This window comes from Candidatus Binatota bacterium, assembly GCA_012960245.1.
GTDB lineage: Bacteria > Desulfobacterota > Binatia > UBA1149 > UBA1149 > UBA1149.
The window spans coordinates 1-17,773 of the sequence record DUBO01000035.1 but is presented as its reverse complement, the minus strand read 5'-3'; the positions used below and the strand labels follow the sequence as shown (position 1 = coordinate 17,773).

Genomic DNA, 17,773 nt, shown 5'->3' with positions numbered 1-17,773 from the left:
TCCAGCTATCTCGCGGGCGGAGCCATAGTTGTCAACTCGGTGGCTGCGCGAGCTGGCGGAGGTGCCTGCGTGGCAGGCAACATCAGCTCGCCGTCGGGACAGCTCGCCATGGTTAATCCCCTGCAGCAGATCTACGCGGGTTCTGGCGACGGTTTTGTTGCCTGTATCAACAGTGCAGAGAACGCTTTTGACTGGTCGACCTATATCGGCGGCAGTGGCCTGGACACGGCGGCAGCGGTTGCCATCGACACGGACGGTCGTGTCACGGTGGCCGGCACCACGGGTTCGTCTGACCTGCCGCTGGAGCGCGCGCTGCAGCCGACTTACGGCGGCGGGGTGAAGGACGGTTTTGTGGCGCGTTACCTGGCCGACGGATCGGCCCGCCTGCACACGACTTTTCTCGGCGGCGCGGGGGCCGACATCATTCGCGGCCTGGCGCTCGACGCCGGCGGACGAGCCTACGTGGCTGGCTTCACTGCTTCGAGCAACCTGGCGATGAGCGCCGGCCCTTTGCAACCCACTCTCGCTGGCGGAACCGACGCATTCGTGGCCGTCATCGACGACCCCGGTTGCCTGTTCGACGCCGAGTGCGTTGACGGTGACGCCTGTACCGACGGCTCCTGCGATCTAGTGACAGGAGCCTGCGTGCACCAGGCCAACACCGCCGCCTGCGATGACGGTGACCCCTGCACGCCGACCGACCAGTGCACGGCCGGCGCCTGCCTGGGCAGCGGCCTGCTCGCCTGCGATGACGGCAACACGTGCACCAATGACTTCTGCACGCCGGGACAGGGCTGCGGCTCAATCAACAACACCGACTCTTGTGATGACGGCGATCCCTGCACCCTGGCCGACCAGTGTGGGGCTGGAGCCTGCCTGCCCGGCAGCCCGGCGGATTGCTCAGATGGCAACCCCTGCACCAATGATTCCTGCGACCCGGCAAGCGGCGCCTGCCTCAACCCCGCCAACGCGGTCGCTTGTGACGACGGTGAGCCCTGCACGCTGACCGACCAGTGCGCGGCCGGCGTTTGCGTGGGCAGCGGCTTGCCCGACTGCGACGACGGCAACCCGTGCACCGATAATTCATGCAGTCCGGGTTCTGGTTGTACTTCCCTACCCAACGCTGCGGCTTGCGACGACGGTGACGCCTGCACAACACTGGACAGCTGCGTGGCCGGTGTGTGCGTGGGCGGCTCGCTGCTCGACTGCTCTGATGGCGATACCTGTACGGTTGATTTCTGCGACTCGCCCACCGGCGCCTGCGTGAACACGGTGCAACCCTCGCTGTGCGACGTTGACGGCGACGGTGTACCCGACGACCAGGATCTCTGCCCGCTGGTCTTTGACCCCGACCAGGCCGACAGCGACGCTGACCTTGTGGGCGATGCCTGCGACAACTGCCCGCACGAGAGCGCGGCCGACCAGGCCGACAGTGATGGCGACGGCAGGGGCAACGTCTGCGACCTGTGCCCGGACAGCTCCGACGCCCAGGATGCTGTTCTGAGAACGGTGGTGCTCAAAAAACTGCTTGCGCCGGCCGGTGACCAGTCGGCACCCAAGGTCATGATCAACGATCTCGTGGTCGACGAAACGCAGTGGGGAGACGGGCCGGCTTCCAAGCTGCTGTTGCTTGAACTAGTCGACTCCGATGGCGTGCTGACCACGCTCGCCCTTGATCCCGCGCAGGCCTCGGAGCTGTGGCGCAGGTCGCCACGCACGGGTGAAGCCCGCTCGTGGAAGTTCAAGACCAGGCAGCCAGAGCTTTTCGGTGGCCTGCGGACACTGCGCTTCAGGCTGCGCGACGGCGGATGGAGATTTACGGCCAAGGCGCAAGACGTTGACCTTTCGGCCACCTCGGGAAGCTTTCTCGAAACCCGTGTCTCGCTAGGCCAGGGAGCGGCGACCACGTGCTGGAGCGCCTCCAGCTCAAGCTGTCGCTACAGCCCCTCGGGCGACAGGCTGCGCTGCCGCTGACCGGGGGCCCAATCGCCCGGCGCTTTTACGGCCCGCGTTCGATCAGCTCCAATGACTCCAGGTTCAAGTAGGGCAGGTAGGCCGGCGCGAGCGTTATTTCGACTCGGTCGACGGCGCGGGCTCGCAGGCGGATCTCGCCGTGTGGATTTCCCTTGAACTCCAGGGCCCCGTGCCTCCGCAAGCGCTGGCCCGGCCCGCGCATAAGCACGCGGTATACCAGCGCCTCGCCGGCACGCGGCAGTCTCGCGCTTATGCGCAGCCGCGAAAGGTCCCGCGGAGTTTCAAAATCGGCCGTGCAGCGAATCGACAGGGGGCTGCCCTGCCATCGGCTGCCGCGCCGCCAGCGCGCAACGCCGTCCAGCAGTTCGGGCACCGGATCGCAGGATAGCCCGCGGCCCAGCCCGGCCAGCACTCGGAGTTCACTGCCCGGAGTCGCGTAGTCGGGAGTCGCGTAGCCCGAAGCCGAGGCCACGGCGGTGGTCAGGTCCAGTTGATGGTCGGCCTTGTGGTGGTAGCGCTCGGCGCAAAGTGTGTAGCGCTGGTTCGAAAACAAAGGCGCGCCCTTGCGATCGCAGTGTTGGCCTTCGGTGACCACGTGGCTCACCTTCCAGGTGGCAGCCAGGCGATTGCGCATGCCGCGGCTGCCGCCTCGCAGGCCCAACAAGGCAGCCGCTGCGCGTAGTCGCCTGTTGCCGGTTTTTCTTGATCCCGAAAAGACTACCGTTCCGCGGTCGGAGAAGGCCAGCACGTAGCGTCCCGCGTAAGCCGGTACCAGTTCGGAAAGGCCGGGCCCGGTTGCGATCACGGAGTCGGGCGGCAGGGCCGCTAGTTCGTCGAGCAGTTCGAGCGTGTCACGGTCGGGTTGCAGCTGCGTGTCGGCGTGGGCCTGGACCGCGGAGAGGCGGGCCCAGGGAAAACGTGGCAGGCTGAAAGCGAGCACCAGCAGGGTGAGCAGCAGCAGGGGCCCGCTCGTGTTCATGCGCGGCAAAACGATCAGGCGCGGCAGCTCGAGCAGGCCTGCGGCCAGAAGTGGGCCGGGCAACAACAGCCACAAGGCGCGGTAGGCCATCCAGGGTACGACCGCTCGCCCGAACAAGGGCGACAGAAACGGCGTGAAGGCGAGCAGCAGCGACCCAAGGCAGGCCGCAAGCAGCAGGCGTGCCCAGGCCTTGCGCCGGTCGAGCAGGCAGGCCGCCAGTCCGGCGGCCAGCGCCAGTATCAACAAGGGGTCGTCGAGCAGGCGCGGGTTGGTGACCGGCCCGCCCAGGGGGAGCTGTACCGTGCGTTGCATGCGCAGGTGGGCTCTTACCACCGGGTCGAGCGGGTCGGTTTCGGCCATGCTCGTCGCCGACAGGCCCCCGGCCGGCCCCTGCCTGGCCGCCAGTCCCGAAAACGCAGGCGGCAGGGCGAGCAGCAACACCAGCAGGCCCACGGCCGTGCGTGTGCGCGCCTGTCCACCTTGGGCGAAGCCGGTGAGCAGGGCAGCTGCCGTCCAGGCTATCAAGGCCAGGTAGACGATTGCGTGCGACAGGGCCACCGCCACCAGCAGCAGGGCGGCGGTCAACAGTTGGCGCGCGTCGGCGATGCCACGCCGCAGAACGGTGAGCAGCCAGGCGAACGCAGTCGGTGCGAAGATGAGTAGCGCCACCGTCTTGTCTTCGGCCAGGCGACCGAAGGGGGCGTAGCGTTCGGGCGAGAAAAACGGGTAGCGTGTCGCCAGCATCACCGCGACAGTGCAGAGAGCGGTCACGATACCGCCACTGCGATTGCCGAACAGGGCGCGTCCCAGAGCGTAAGCGGCCGACGCGCACAGGGGCGCGAGCAGCACCGGTGCCACCTGCTCAAAGATCAGGGGCGTGGGAACTCGAGCCAGCCCGGTCCAGGCGGCGAGCGTTGAGATCCAGGCGTTGCCGGCAAAGCGCGGCAGTACCAGTCCGCTGCCGAAGAAGGGCTCCCCCATGCCCATGGCGTTTCCGTCGGCCAGGCGGGTGATGAACGCCATGTACCACATGCGGTCGCGCGCGATGTTGGCACCCGACGCGGCCATCGCGGCCAGCAGCAGCACCGACGCCGCGAGCAGCAGCAACAGCAGCTTCTCGTTGCTTGTCAGCCCGGCAGATTCCTGGCTTGCGGCTGCCTGGCTGGCAGCTTGCTGGCGGGCGCTGCCGCGCGACGGAAGGGCCGCCAGCACTAGGGTAACAAGCATTAGCGTAAGCAGGGCCGCGTGCATGGGCAGAGCCGCCGCAGTGCAGGCCAGCACGCTCAGCCCGCAAAGAGCGGTCGACAGGGTGATGACGATTGCCGGGCGCGCCAGCGGGTCGTCGGCAAGGGAGTAGTCGCCCGCCGATCTGCTGCCAATCGCGCGCAACAAGAAAGCGCCGGGAAGAACGAGCACGGCCAGCACCGCCGTCAGCACTGCCGTGCCGCTACCGACCAGGGGTGCGACAAGCGCCGCGATCCAGACAGCCACCACCTGCAGCAGGCTTCGTCGACGTCCCGAAGGCGTGGGCGTTGTTGTCGACTCGGAAGTCATCGAGAGGTTTTTTCCTGCGCGTCGGCTGCGCTCAGCAGGAGGTGGTCGAGTTTTACAAACGGCAGCATGGTCGGGACGATGGAGAGCTCGAGCTCATCTACGCTGGCCCGCGGCAGGTCGAGCTTTAATCTCGTTTCGTTTGTAACCGCGATTTCGCCGCGCAGGTTCCAGCGCTGCTCGTCCTTGAGGAGGCCACGCACGGACACTATCCAACTTTCGTGGGTGTTGCCGGTGAGCGCGCCCAGTTGCAGGCGTGGTGCGGGTTGGCTTCCGGCCAGGGACACCCGACAGTGCAGGCCGGGCATGCGGGCCGACCAGGGGCCGGGGCGTGGAGACAGCAACCTGCCGCCTCGTCGCTCGAGCCCTGGACGGCAGTCAAAGCGTGAGCCGTCGGCGGCCCGGCCTGTCTCGCCACCAGTCGTTACGGCCAGGACCATGCCGGGTTCGGGGGCGGCGGCGGCAAAACTGCACAGTTGGTAGTCGTCGCTTTCGTAGATCACGCGTTGGCAGTAGCGACCGGCCGGGCCGCTGCCGTCGTAGAGCAGGTGCGTGGGAGTGGGCGCGCCGTTGCCTGGTCGCCACAGCCCCGCGGCCGCCCGCGCCCGAGCCGCCAGGCGAGCGTTGGCCGAGCGGCGGTGGCCGGCGAACACCAGCGTCGCCCTGTCCGAGGCAGCCAGCACGCGCGGGCCACCCAGCGCTGCCAGTCGTTCCGAGATTTCGGGTGCGGCCAGCAGCAGCGCGTCGGCTGGCAGGCCGCCGAGCGCGGTCATCAGCCCGTTGAAAGACGGCGTATCGGGCAGTGCGTGGGCTGCGCGTACGCGGGTAAAGTCGGCCAGGTGTGAAGAGGCAAACGGCAAGGCCAGGCCCAACGCCAGCAGTGCGGGTAGCCAGGCGGTTGCTCGCAGTCGGCGACTGGCTTCGTCCAGGCCTACGGCGAGCAGCGCAGCCGCGGGCAATAACCACAACACCCGGTGCACCATCCACGGGGTCACCGCGAGTCCCAGTAACCAGGGCAGCGGTGGAAGGAAAGCCACGAGTAGCGCGACGGCGCTGAGGGTGAGCAGCACGTGGCGCTCGTAGGGTCGCCGCCGCCACAACAGCGGCAGGCAGGCCAGGGACAGCAGCCCCAGCGGGTGCAGCAACAGGCGTGGGTTAACAATGTAGCCGGGCGCGCTGGCGGGGCTGGTGGCACTGCTGCTTCCCAGTTGCAGCAAGCGCTCGCGCGCAAGGTGCACGCGGGCCACCGGGTGAGTGGAGTCAGCCGACAGCGCGTCCTGTCGGGCCAGTGGCGCGGTCGTCATGCGGCCGGTCAGCGCTGGCCACGCAGCAATGACGAGCGCGAGCGTGAGCATGACCGCGGCGTTGCGGCCGCGGCAACGCCCTCCGGCTACGAGCACTGCCGCCAGTGCCACCACGGCCATCAGTACCAGCGCGTAGACCAACGCGTGGGTAGCAGCCAGGGCCACCAGCCCGAGCGCGTAGACCAGCAGCCAACGCCGCCAGCCGCCGCGTGCACGGGTGAGGAACGCGCCCAGAACGACCGGCGCCACCACCACCGCGGCCACGATCTTGTCTTCGGGCGCGCGTGCAAGCAGCGCGATCAGCCAGCCGGTCATCCATCCCAACGCGGTGATCAGCAGTGCGAGCCAGGCCGCACGGCTGCGACCGAACAGCGATCGTGCCAGTACCATGGCTGCCGAAAACGAAAGCGGCACTACCAGCAGTGGCACCGCGCGGTGGTACAACCAGGCGGGATCAACCCGCGCCAGTTCGGCCCAGGCAGCGAGCGCGGGCAGCCACGCGCCGCTGGTGAAGCGTGGCAGTACGGTGGCGGTGCCCAGCAACGGATCGCCGCCGGCGGCCGCCCGGCCTTCGCCCAGCCAATGTATCCAGGCCAGGTACCACCAGCGGTCCACGCTACCCATGGTCACCATTTCCAGCGACGCCCAGGTGCAGGCCAGCGCGCAGGCGGCAACGAGCAGCGGCAACAGCCTGCCCGGTGGATTGTCGCTGGGGGTAGCGCGTTCGCGGCCGCGCGGGCGCGTTAAGCTACCGGCAACGGCCAGCGCCAGCAGCTCGGCCACCAGCAGTGGCAGAAAATCCGACGCTGGCTGTCCACGCGACACCGTCAGGGCCACCGGCGGTACCAGCAACGCCAGTGAACATACGAAGTACAGCGCCGGTTTCTCGATGGCCTGGCCGCCGTGGCCCGTGCCACTGACCCTCGCCAGCAACCAGCCGGGTGCGATCAGCAGGGCCCAGCCGGTGAGCGCGGTGGCCAGCATGGCAAGCGGCGTGGGGTGCAGGACAAGACCCGGGGCAGGCGTCGCCAGGTTCAGGAGCAAGCCGGGCAGAAACAGCGCGCCCAGCACGAGGGCGAGCGCCGCAGCCTGCGCGGCCGCTCGTTTCACGCAGGGGCCATGAGTTGCAGCAGCGCTTCGCTTATTTCCGGTGGCGCGCCGCTTGGCAGGGTGAGTACGGGCAACTGCACGCCGGCCTCGCGCCACGCGGTGAGTTGCTCGCGGCACTGGTCGGGCTCACCGGCAATCACCAGGGCTTCGAGCAGCTCTTCGCTTATGGCAGCAGCAGCTTCCTTGCGCTTGCCCTTCACGTAGAGGTCCTGCACCAGGTCGGCGTTATCGGCGTAGCCCATGCGACTGAGCAGGGCGTGGTAGTAGTCGCCCATGCCGCCGATGTAGAACGCGATGAGTCCGCGCGCCATGTCGTGTCCACTCTTGCGATCGGGCATGGGCATGGCGGTGGTGAAGGGCGCAATGGTGATGTCGTCGGCCGACCGGCCTGAGCGCGCTGCGCCTTCGGCCAGCAGCTCACGGCCGCGACCGATCTGCTGCCAGGGCCAGAAGGTGGGCATCCAGCCGTCGGCGAGTTCGCCCACCATGCGTATGGCCTTGTCGTTGAGGCAGGCGCAGTACACTGGCAGGTCGGCCCGGGCGGGCGTCATCTCGAGTTTGAAGTGGCGAAACTCCCACAGGTCGGCGCCGGCCGAGTCCAGCCGTTCGCCGGCGAGCAGGGTCTTGACGACCCGGATGTACTGCGACAGTCGCGTGAGTGGCTTGCGGTAGTCGACGCCGTGGAAGCCCTCCACGACTTTTTTACCCGACGTGCCCAGGCCCAGTATGAAGCGCCCCTCGGAGATCTCGTCGAGCGTGGCCGCGTGCATGGCCACCAGTGCTGCCGAGCGGCTGAAGACGTTGATTATGCCCGTGCCGAGCTGGATGTTCTTCGTGTGCGTGGCGATCTCGGTGAGCAGGCTGAAGATCTCGTAGCCCCAGGCCTCGGGTAACCAGAAGGAGTGGTAGCCCATTTCGTCAGCGATCTGCGCTTGGCGCAGCACGGCCTTGCGGTCGTATTTTTTCCAGAAAGCCACGGCACCGGTCTTCTCAAGTTGAGGCATCAGCCAATCCTCGGTTGCGCGCCTTCCCGTGTCAAAAAGGCAGGGGGCCTGGACTTTGCGTGGCCGCGACAAGCGGCTAGAAACAGCTTTTGCCGCGCGCCCGCGCGGACCGGTGCGAAGGAGAGGGCATGAGAGGGAGTAGTTTGATGACGTTCGCCTGCATGGTGTTGGCGCCACTGTTGGCCGTGATGTTGCCCGCGAGCGCTTTGGCGTCCAACCTGATCGCGCCCGGGGTGGGCGCAGCCGAGGCCGGCATGATGGGCTCCAACGTTGCGCGGCCGGTCTCGCCGGCCTATGCGGTGTCGGTCAACCCGGCGGCCCTGGTCAACTACGAGCGCCGCACCGAGGGGTTTACTTTTGCCCTGGGTGTGGGCAGCACCGAGGTCAACAGCTCAGCCGTTGGCTATAGCGACAAGTCTGACTTCATCTCGCTGGTGCCCGACTACGGACTTGCCCTGGGCGGTGACGGCCCATGGTCGTACGGCTTTGCAATGGCGGGCAGCGTGGGCGCGAGCAATAACTTTGATCCGATCCCCGGCTTCGGCCCTGAAAAATTCTACGCCGAGTCGAGCATCCTTAGCATGGGACCGGCCGTGGCCCGTCGCTTAAGCGACAACCTGTCGGTGGGCTTCGCGATCACCCCCCTGCTGGCCTACCTGCGCGCGCATTACCCTACGCCGCTTGGCCCCACGCGCTACGTCATGCGGGGCACGGGTATACAGGCCAACGGCAGCATTGCCTGGCAGCCGCGTGAAGGCTGGGATCTCACCGTGGGCCTGCGAACGCCGGGCATGATCTGGTTGGACGGCTCGGCGCCGTCGCCGTCGGGTAGGCAGGACCTGGACCTGCAGTTGCACATGCCGGCACAGGCCTACCTGGGCTCGAGCTGGTCGCTGGGAGAGCGGGCCGTACTGCACTCAGCCCTACGCTGGACCGGCGCCGACTCCATGGGCAGGTCTAAAATCCACTTCGCCGAAACTCCACAGCTCGACGCGCCCTTCGTGCCCGGCGGGACCGACGAGTGGCGGTACGCTTTTGGCGGGTCATACCGCGTGAGCGAGCGTTGGGAGCTGCGCAGCGGCGTGGGTTACGCCAACCCCATTATTTCAGACGGCGGGGTAAGCCCCCTGCTCATGGATGTGAGCGACTGGAAGATCGGCATGGGTGCGGGCCTGTACCTGGAGAATCTGCGCGTGGACTTCACGTTCGGCTACGGGGTGCCCGACGACAGGAATATCGACGCGTCCGAGGCGCTTATTATCCCCGGCGTCTACCACATGGGTGGCAACTATATAGGCGTGGGACTGGAGTGGGAAAATTGAGCCTTGTCAGGGGAGGGTAGCCAGGAGAGTGTCCACGGCGCTGTCGTGACCCACCGACTGGCAGTCGGCCAGCTGGGCGGTTGTGGCCGAGGCTGCGCAGCTCCAACCTGGAACCGCGGTGGCGGCCAGCGCGGCCGCCTGGGCGTTGCTACACTTCTTGTCCACGCCGCTTTCGAGCTTCGCCAGCAGCTTGGCTAGTTTACTCGTCGCCTTTGAGTCAGGGCAGGAGTCGACCTTTCCGTTGTCGCGCTGGGCGAGACACTTGGCCAGGGTCCTGGCGCGACCCGAGCCGTACTTTGCCCCGGCCCTGGCCAGGCCCTGCTGGCAACGGGCCAGCGCTTGGTCGGCCATCTCGCTGCTGGCCGTGGCGTCTGCGAACTCAAGGTCCAGCATAGTGTCGGTGGCCGTGTCACCGGCGGTGAGCAGGCACGCGGCGGTTTGACCCGCGGTTGTCGCGCTGGCGCAATCGCCGGCAAGCCCAACCGCCGCTAGGTCTTCGGGCGCGCAGGCCGCGTTGATGCGGTCGGCCGACAGCTTGCCGGCGGCGCGGTCGAGCTTGTCCTGTGTCCTGCTGTCAGGGCAGGGCCCGATCGTTTTACCGCGGTTGACGCCGTCCACGCACTTGCCCAGGGTCTTGACGGTCGAGCCGACGTACTTCGTCATCAGCTTGCGGAGTTTTTTTGCGCAGCCAGCCGAGTCGCCGCCTCCGCCGGGCCCCGGGCCTCCGCCGGGAGTGCCGCAGGGGTTGTCGATGGCCGGCCCTACGCCCGGCGCGTAGCTGCCGTCGGGCAGCACGGTGGGCAGCGCGTAGCCCTGGGCGGTAAGGAGATTGGTGATGGCGGTGTCGTTGGCCTGCACCTGCGCGGGCGTGGCCAGTTGCCACTCGGCCACTATATCGCCGGGGCGTCCGGACGCCTGCTGGCCGCCGAGCAGCGAGGTTAACGCCCAGTAGATGTACTCGGTCGCCATGCAGCTGTAGTCGCAGGTGGGGTCGTCGTAGGTGTACCACGCGCCGGCCGGGTAGTTGCCGCCGGGCGGTAGCGCGCACTGGCTGCCACCGTCGCAGTCATCGTTGCTGCTTTCTTCAAAGTGACCGCCGCGGGCGGTGTCCATGGCCAGCGCCAGGGTGGAGCCCGCGTGCTCGCCGAACACCGACGGGTAGGCGCTGGCCCAGCCGATCGAGGTGACCAGGTGCAGGACTTCTTCGAGCGCGAAATCGAACTGGTTGGTCGAGCCGGGATAGCCGATCACGGTTTCGGACGCGTAGAGGTCCTGGAAGGTGAGCGAGTCCATGAGCGCGTCGTCGTTGGTGGCCGAGTTGGCGTCGTTCTCGTTGGCGAACATGAAGATGGATGCGTCGGCGGCAACCATCGCGGCCAGCATCGCGGCTTCGTCGGCTACGCCGTCTTCATCGTTGTCGAGATACTGAGCCATAACAGCGGCCGCGTGTTCGAGCTTGGCATCGCTCACCGATGGTGTGGCGAACAGGTGCACACCCATAACGTTGACGTAGCGCTCAAAGTAGTTTGCCGTTACCGCGGCCGGGCAGGACTGGGCCCGGGCGGTGTTCTCGGTCACGACCTGGAGAAGCAGCGCAGTCAACAGGAGGACGGCGAGTATCCGGGCCTGAAACAAGTACGAACGCGCGGGTAATGTTCTCATCGCGGCAGCTGGGGAGCGGGTCGCAGCGGGCGGCATTGGCTCCGGTCAAAAGTCGCACACCGCGGCCTTTCTGTCCATAGATATGGCTTTGCCCGCGCCCCCGGCCATAGATCACGGGTCGCCCACGCCCTGTCAGCGGATGCGCAGGATGGGGGTAAAGGTAACAACGACCGCTATGGCCACCGCCATCGAGGCGCTCAGAATGCCGCAGGCGGCCAGCGGCCCCCATTGCTCTGCGAGCAGGCCGCAGAGCAGGGTGCCCAGCGGTGTCGACCCCATGAATCCCATGGAGTAGACCGACAGCACGCGGGCCCGGTGGGTTGGCGGCGCTCCCTGCTGGAATATCGTGCGGCTGCAGTTGATGTTGACGGCAGCGCCCAGGCCCCAGGCCGCCACCACCACCAGCATCAGCTCGAAGGGCAACCCCAGCGAAATGAGCGCCAGGAAGACGGTGCCCGTAGCGAGCGCACACACCAGCGCCAGCCCCTTGCGACGTATGCCTCCCCTGGCCAGCAGCAAGAGCGAGCCGGCGATGGTGCCCAGCGGAAAACACATTGTGAGCAGGGCCAGCTGGGCCACGTCGCCGCCGTAGTAGTCGCGCACCAGCAGGGGGAAGGCGACGATATAAGGGCCGATGAAAAAAACGCCCACGCTGGTAGTCAGTGCGAGCACGCTCAGCAGCGTCGGCGAATTGTAAACCTCGCGTAAGCCCTCGCGTATTTCGGCGAGGGCGCTCGTGGCAGAGCCGTCGTCCGACGCCGACGCGCTGTCGTCTCTCTCGCGCCCATCGTTCCCGCTGCCGGGCAAGCGCAGCAGCGGCAGCACGCCCAGCAGCAGTACGGCCGACTGCAGCGCGAGCGCGTTGGCGGTTCCCATCCAGCGCGCCAGCCCACCGGCGGCCGCGCCCAGTGCGTGGCCACTCCACTGCGTGAGCGTCAGCCCGGTCACCGCGCGCATGAGGTCGCCGCCCGATACGTCGTTGAGCAGCGCATCGCGCGACGGCAGCACGAAGGCCACGGCCACTCCCATGCAGGCGGCAAACACGAACACCGCCGCCAGCGAGAGCTTGCCCAGGGCCACCACCACGGCCAGGGCGGCCACCACCAGGCTCGCACCCGTGTGTGACATCCACAGCAGCCGGCGCCGGTCGTGCCGGTCGGCCAGCACTCCCCCAGGCAGCAACAGCAGCAGCGAGGGCAGCATGGCTACCGATTGCACCAGCCCGAGCACCGCCGCGTCGGCACCCAGCTCGCCAACCACCAGCCACGACAGCAGCACCGATTGCATTCCCCAGGCGGTAAACCAGCTTGCCGCGCCGGCGATAAACAAGGGGTAGGATTGGCGTGAGGCTGGCACCCGTGCATTGTATGCGTCGCGCGCCCACCGCACCACGCCGCAGCTGTAGTACCGCCCCCAACTGTGCAGGATCCACGTAATAAAGCCGCCGCATAAACATCACCCCGGCAACGATCACTCGGGTAACGACAGAGACCGTCCGGGCGGTCCCTACGCCTGCTACGTGCTGGGCGTGCTCGTGCTGGTGTACGTTTTTAATTTTCTTGACCGGCAGGTGCTGGCCATCCTCGCCGAAGACATCAAGGCTGACCTCGGGTTGGGCGACTCGCAGATTGGTTTTCTCTACGGCACCGCCTTCGCGGTCTTCTACGCGGTGTTCGGCATTCCGCTGGGACGACTGGCCGACGTGTGGGTTCGCCGCACCGTTATATCGCTGGGGCTGGCGACCTGGAGCTTGATGACGGCTGCCTCGGGCTTGGCCGGTAACTTTGCCCAGCTGGCCGGCGCCCGCATAGGCGTGGGCGTGGGCGAGGCCAGCGCGTCACCGTCGGCATATTCGCTGTTATCGGACTGGTTTCCGCCCGAGCGTCGGGCCACGGTCATGGCCATCTACTCAAGCGGCCTCTACATAGGTGTGGGCCTGGGACTGTACGTGGGCGGCACGGTGGTCGACAACTGGAACCAGGCCTGGCCCGATGGCAACGCGCCGCTGGGCTTGGCCGGCTGGCAGGCGGCGTTCATGGTGGTGGGCATGCCCGGCCTGCTGCTGGCGGCCTGGGTACGTACGCTGAGAGAGCCGCGCAGGGGCGCGGGCGACGGCCCTGCGGCCGTTCAAGCCGCGGCCGCAGAACTCGCCGGCGAAGAAGAGCGCCCTGGCCGCGTGCTGCTCAACGAGTTGGCCAAGGTGCTGCCGCCTTTTGCCGTGCTGACCCTGGCGCGGGCGGGGGCTTCGCGCGCCATGCTCGCGGGCAACGCCGCCACCGCCGCGGGCCTGGCCATGGCGGCCTGGCTGCTCACGCTGTGGCTGGGCGACCCGGTACAGTGGGTGGCGCTGGGGGTGGGCGTGTACGCGTCGGCCTGCTGGGTGCAGAACCTTGCGCTGGGCGACCCGGTGACTTTTTCCACGATTTTTCGCGCGCGTTCCCTGCGCACGGCCGTGCTCGGATTTTCGTTGCTGTCGTTCGGTAGCTACGGCGCGGGGTTCTGGGTGGTGCCGTGGTTCCTGCGGAACTTTGACCTGTCGGCGGGCGAGGCTGGCAAGACGCTGGGACTTATTGCCGCCGTGGGGGGCTGGGCGGGTGCCACCTTCGGGGGCTTTGCCGCCGACTGGTGGCGTGCGCGTAAACCCGAGGGCCGATTGTACTTTGCGGTGGTGGCGGCGCTGCTGCCGCTGCCCTTCGTTGTGGCCATGGTGCGGACCGACTCGCTCACCATGGCCTACGCTCTGTACGTGGGCGCGGGGACGGCCAATGGATTGTGGCTGGGAGCTGCGGTTTCCACGGTGCAGGACCTCGTGTTGCCGCGCATGCGGGCGGTGGCCTCGGCCGTGTACCTGTTGATGCTCACCTTCATAGGCCTGGCCATGGGCCCTTACACCGTTGGACGGATGAGCGAGGCAAGCGGTGATCTCGGCCACGCAATAGAACTGTGCCTGCTGGCCAACCTGGGGGCCATAGTGTTGTTCCTGCTGGCGTCGCGAGGGCTGGTGGCAGACGAAGACAAGCTGGCCGCACAGAAGGCGCAAGCAGCAGGCGCGGCCTGAGCCGCGTCAACCGCGCCCCCGGGGCAGGCAGCCATCAGGCTACCTGGTCAAACTCGTCGACGCTGACCTCGCGCGGCTCAGCGATGTCGGCCACGCCGTCCTCGAACTCGGGCAGGTCACCGAGCGGCACCAGTTGCGGCTCGCGTCCTATGCTCAGGCGGCGGCTGGGGTAGGCGTGGGCGAGGCGCTCGCGCAGGTAGGTGGCGTCAAAACCCATTACCTCGCAGACGTTCTCAAAGGAGTACAGCCACTCGCGCTCGTCGTCGTCTATCCACTCGCGCGCGCGCTGGTACTCGGCGCGGCCGCGCGGATCGCGGGCCAGTGCGAAGCGGCGGTAGCGGTCCAGGGCGTCTTCGAGCACGGCAAGCATCAGGCGGCGCTCGCCGCTGAGGTTGTCGCCCCCACCCACCAGGGCCATGTACTGGTCGGGCAAAAGGCAGTCTGATTCAAGTATGCTGTTTCCCGTCATTATCGCTCTCTCGTTATGTTGCTGAGCCTGTTGCCATACCGGCTGTTCGCTCACCCCCGATCAGGGGGATTACAGCCCCATCCGGCCTTTCGGCCCTCGAGGCATTGGCGAGCTTCCGGCTCCACGATCAATTCTATGACGGGAGCATGGGCCACTTATTCAGCAATCAGGCGCAGTTGGGGACCTTTTCGTGTACTTTTTCGCCCGGGGGCGCTCAAAGTTACTCGGGCGACCCCCCGGTTGGCCGGGCCTGGCCGCCTCCCTGTCAGGCGGCTCGGTTCAAGAGCCAGCCCTAGCCGCGGCGTAGGAAGGCTGCGATCAGGCTGGCCAGGTGGGCCATCTGCATGAGTAAAAGTGCTTTCAGCGACATCGTGTTCCCCCCCCGTGTTGTTCCACGACGCAGAAACTCGTTCACCCGTATCGCTGCGGCGCCGGTGAACGAACACTGTCCACCACGCCTACTAGTTATAAGTAATCGGCGCGGCGGCTGTCAATAGCGTGTTTATGCTATGCCGCGATGGAGTTCGGGTGCAGTTTGCTCAAGCGTCGTGTGCCCGGGTGATAATAGTTGCGGGTGGTTGGACACAGAGCACCACTTATTGATAGCCTTGGGCCATGCGCCGCGCGCCAGGCACTGCTGACCCTTCTGCGACTGCGTCACTCGACGATGACGCCACCGCTCCTGCCGTCGCTACCGTGGTGTTGGTGGAAGACCAGGAATCCATGCGCAGGCACATAGCCGCCGCCATCGATTGTCATCCTGGGCTCAAGTTGTCGGGAGTGGCTGGCAGTTGCGAGGAGGCGCGTCGAGTGCTCGACCGTTGCAGCCCCGATGTTCTGCTCACCGACCTCGACCTTCCCGACGGCAGCGGCATTGAACTCATACGCGAGGTGTGCGGGGCGCAAAGCAAGACCCAGGCAATGGTGATCTCGGTGTTCGGCGACGAGGGCAGCGTGGTGGGCGCCATAGAGGCTGGCGCCACCGGCTACCTGCTCAAGGACGAATCGTCGCAGGAGATAGGCGAGTTGGTGCGGCAGCTTGTAGAGGGTGGTTCGCCCATCAGCGCTCCCATAGCGCGTCATCTTTTGCTGAGATTTCAACAGCCTTCGGTCGCGCGGACTGGTGGGCAGGATCCCCCGCCCGGTCTGGTGGCAGACTCGCTGTTGACCGACCGCGAGCAGGAGGTGCTGACGATGATCAGCCGTGGATTCAGCTTCATGGAAATCTCCTCGGAGCTTGAGATCTCGGGCCACACGGTTACCTCGCACGTGCGCCACATCTACAAGAAGCTCAACGTTCATTCGCGCAGCGAGGCGGTATACGCTGCGGCGCGTAAGGGCCTGGTCGAATTTGAATAGTGGCGCGCTCGCGCTGCTTGCCAGCAGGGTGGCCAGCCCCTAGGGTCTGGGGCAATGGCGCGGAAATTGACCAGGCGCGGTACCGTAGCTGCGCTTCTCGCCTGCTGCGTGGCGGCGCTGCTGCTGGCCTGCTGCCTGCCGGCGGTGTCTTCGACGGCATCTTTCACCGCGTCGGGTACCCATATCTTCGACAGCGCGCGCTTCGTGCTCGCCGACGACGAGCTGCCCCCCGACCCAGCGCAGTTTCCGCTGGGGCAGGACGTTACGCTGCCCGACGAGTGGGCCACCAGTCGTCCGGGAACAACGGGGGTGGGCTGGTACCGCTTCGAGTTGCAGGGTCCCGTCAGCCGGGCCGGCCAGCGTTGGGCGGTTTACCTGCCGCGGGTGGACTCCAACGCGACGGTGTTCGTCAACGGAAGGCCGCTTGGCGTGCTCGGCTCGAGCGTGCAAGCCGGCGCCCGCAACTGGAACCGCCCGCTCTACTTTCCGCTGATTTCGTCGGAGTTGTCGGCTCCGCTTAACACGATCGACATACGACTGGAGACCCGCGGGTCGCTCAACGCCGGCCTGGACGCGCCGCTGCTGGGGCCCGACCGCGAGCTGGGGCCGGTGTTCCGGGCGCGCTACCGCAGGCAGGTAACAGCGGCGCAGGTGAGCACCACCGCGGGCATAGTCATGGTCGTGTTGTTCGGCGTCATCTTCCTTTTCGGGGTGCGAGACCGGGTGTACGGCTACTTCGCCCTGGTCGCTCTTGCCTGGACGTCGGTCAGTCTTAACTACCACCTGCAGTTTCCGCCGCTGTCGTTCTGGGCCTGGAAGCACCTCATTCACGCGTCGCTCGACTGGTTTGCGGTGTTCTTCGTGTTCGCGGTGTCGCACCTGGTCGACCGCAGCGGGCCGCGGCAGGAGCGCGCCCTGCTGCTGTTTGGACTGGCCGCCACGGTTACGCCGCTGCTGGTTCCGCCGGCCGTGTTCTTCGACGTGACCAGTGCATTCCACGCCGGGTCGCTCGCGCTGTCGGCTTACTGCCTGTGGATGATAGGGGTGAGCAGGCACCGCCTTTCGACCGTCGAACTGGTGATTTACGCGGTCACCGGGGTGCTGCTGGTGGCCCTGGTGAGCTACGACTTCACGGTACAGGTCGGCCTGCGTCCTGCCGCGGGGGGCAGGGTCATGCAGTTCGCGGGTGCGCTGACCTGCGTGGGCTTTGCCGGCGCCCTGTTGATGCGCTTTGCCCAGACCTACCGTCTCGCTGCAGCGGCCAACGTGGATCTCGAGCAGCAGGTCAACGACAAGCGCGCCGAGCTGGAGAGCAACTACCGTCGCCTGCGCGTGCTCGAGAACGAGAGGGTAGTGGGCGTCGAGCGCGAGCGAATCATGCGCGAGATGCACGACGGCGTGGGCAGCCAGCTGGTGTCGGCCCTGGTCACCCTCGAAAAGGAGGGCCACGCACTCGGGCCTGTTTCGGATGGGCTGCGCTGGGCGCTGACCGACATGCGGCTGGTGATCGACTCGATGGATCCCGCGGTCGACGACATACCCACGCTGCTGGGCACGCTGCGCGGGCGATTGGAGCCGCAGCTGCTGCGGCAGGGCCTGCGCTTTGACTGGCGGGTCGGGGAGCTGCCGGGGGTCAAGCGGCTGGGCGCCGCCGGGTTCCTGCACGTGCTGCGCATCTGCCAGGAGGCAATTGCCAACGTGGTGGCCCACGCGCGGGCCGGCGTCATACGCGTTGAAACCGGCGAGCGGGTGGGCCCCGACGGTGCGGCGGGCGTGTACGTGGCCATCTCGGACGATGGCGTCGGCGGCGCCAGTTCTGCCAGCGGCACGGCGGGTCGCGGACTGGCCAACATGCACACGCGGGCTGCCGCCCTGGGCGCCGAGTTGACCGTAGCCGACGCGCAGCCGGGCACCACGGTTGACCTCTGGATCCCGCGCGACCCGGCGGCATAGCAGTAACGCGCTGTGTTACCCGGGGGTC

At 67.0% G+C, this 17,773-nt stretch carries 10 protein-coding genes; 4 read left to right on the top strand and 6 right to left on the bottom strand.

The features are described from left to right. Window positions 1-1,999: 1,999 nt before the first annotated feature. The 3 genes from EYQ35_05715 to EYQ35_05705 are packed head-to-tail and all read right to left on the bottom strand — an operon-like array spanning window position 2,000 to window position 7,922. On the bottom strand, window positions 2,000-4,507 hold the full coding sequence (locus tag EYQ35_05715; GenBank protein HIF63635.1) for a hypothetical protein: 2,508 nt from the start codon (window positions 4,505-4,507) through the stop codon (window positions 2,000-2,002). Continuing rightward, window positions 4,504-6,918: a hypothetical protein gene (locus tag EYQ35_05710; protein ID HIF63634.1), complete on the bottom strand. Its 2,415-nt coding sequence runs from the start codon at window positions 6,916-6,918 to the stop codon at window positions 4,504-4,506. The genes EYQ35_05715 and EYQ35_05710 overlap by 4 nt, the downstream gene beginning before the upstream one ends. Further along, window positions 6,915-7,922, bottom strand: coding sequence for an LLM class flavin-dependent oxidoreductase (locus tag EYQ35_05705; protein HIF63633.1), 1,008 nt, complete (start codon window positions 7,920-7,922; stop codon window positions 6,915-6,917). The genes EYQ35_05710 and EYQ35_05705 overlap by 4 nt, the downstream gene beginning before the upstream one ends. 128 nt (window positions 7,923-8,050) lie before the next feature. Here EYQ35_05705 and EYQ35_05700 point away from each other — a divergent pair, with 128 nt between their 5' ends. Further along, entirely contained in the window at window positions 8,051-9,244 is a 1,194-nt protein-coding gene (locus EYQ35_05700) for a hypothetical protein (GenBank protein ID HIF63632.1), read from the top strand. 6 nt (window positions 9,245-9,250) lie between these two features. Here the strand turns inward: EYQ35_05700 and EYQ35_05695 are convergent, their stop codons facing one another. After that, window positions 9,251-10,906, bottom strand: coding sequence for a hypothetical protein (locus EYQ35_05695; protein ID HIF63631.1), 1,656 nt, complete (start codon window positions 10,904-10,906; stop codon window positions 9,251-9,253). A 132-nt stretch (window positions 10,907-11,038) separates the two neighbouring features. After that, window positions 11,039-12,262, bottom strand: coding sequence for an MFS transporter (locus EYQ35_05690; protein HIF63630.1), 1,224 nt, complete (start codon window positions 12,260-12,262; stop codon window positions 11,039-11,041). 61 nt (window positions 12,263-12,323) lie between these two features. Between EYQ35_05690 and EYQ35_05685 the strand changes: the two genes are divergently transcribed. Next, on the top strand, window positions 12,324-13,964 hold the full coding sequence (locus EYQ35_05685; GenBank protein HIF63629.1) for an MFS transporter: 1,641 nt from the start codon (window positions 12,324-12,326) through the stop codon (window positions 13,962-13,964). A gap of 34 nt (window positions 13,965-13,998) precedes the next feature. Here EYQ35_05685 and EYQ35_05680 read toward each other — a convergent pair whose 3' ends face one another. Further along, the gene (locus EYQ35_05680; protein HIF63628.1) at window positions 13,999-14,433 is read right to left on the bottom strand and encodes a hypothetical protein; all 435 of its coding nucleotides are present in this window, start codon (window positions 14,431-14,433) and stop codon (window positions 13,999-14,001) included. Window positions 14,434-15,048: 615 nt separating this feature from the next. On the opposite strand from EYQ35_05680, the gene EYQ35_05675 reads away from it, so the two are divergent. Next, entirely contained in the window at window positions 15,049-15,792 is a 744-nt protein-coding gene (locus EYQ35_05675) for a response regulator transcription factor (protein ID HIF63627.1), read from the top strand. A 54-nt stretch (window positions 15,793-15,846) separates the two neighbouring features. Beyond that, window positions 15,847-17,745, top strand: a complete 1,899-nt coding sequence (locus EYQ35_05670; protein ID HIF63626.1) for a hypothetical protein — start codon at window positions 15,847-15,849, stop codon at window positions 17,743-17,745. Window positions 17,746-17,773 lie beyond the last annotated feature (28 nt).

Excerpts from the sequence above, each read along its gene's own strand:
- EYQ35_05700 (HIF63632.1), top strand. The coding sequence starts at position 8,051 with ATGAGAGGGAGTAGTTTGATGACGTTCGCCTGCATGGTGTTGGCGCCA.
- EYQ35_05715 (HIF63635.1), bottom strand. The coding sequence starts at position 4,507 with ATGACTTCCGAGTCGACAACAACGCCCACGCCTTCGGGACGTCGACGA.
- EYQ35_05675 (HIF63627.1), top strand. The coding sequence starts at position 15,049 with ATGCGCCGCGCGCCAGGCACTGCTGACCCTTCTGCGACTGCGTCACTC.
- EYQ35_05670 (HIF63626.1), top strand. The coding sequence starts at position 15,847 with ATGGCGCGGAAATTGACCAGGCGCGGTACCGTAGCTGCGCTTCTCGCC.
- EYQ35_05705 (HIF63633.1), bottom strand. The coding sequence starts at position 7,922 with ATGCCTCAACTTGAGAAGACCGGTGCCGTGGCTTTCTGGAAAAAATAC.
- EYQ35_05695 (HIF63631.1), bottom strand. The coding sequence starts at position 10,906 with ATGAGAACATTACCCGCGCGTTCGTACTTGTTTCAGGCCCGGATACTC.
- EYQ35_05680 (HIF63628.1), bottom strand. The coding sequence starts at position 14,433 with ATGACGGGAAACAGCATACTTGAATCAGACTGCCTTTTGCCCGACCAG.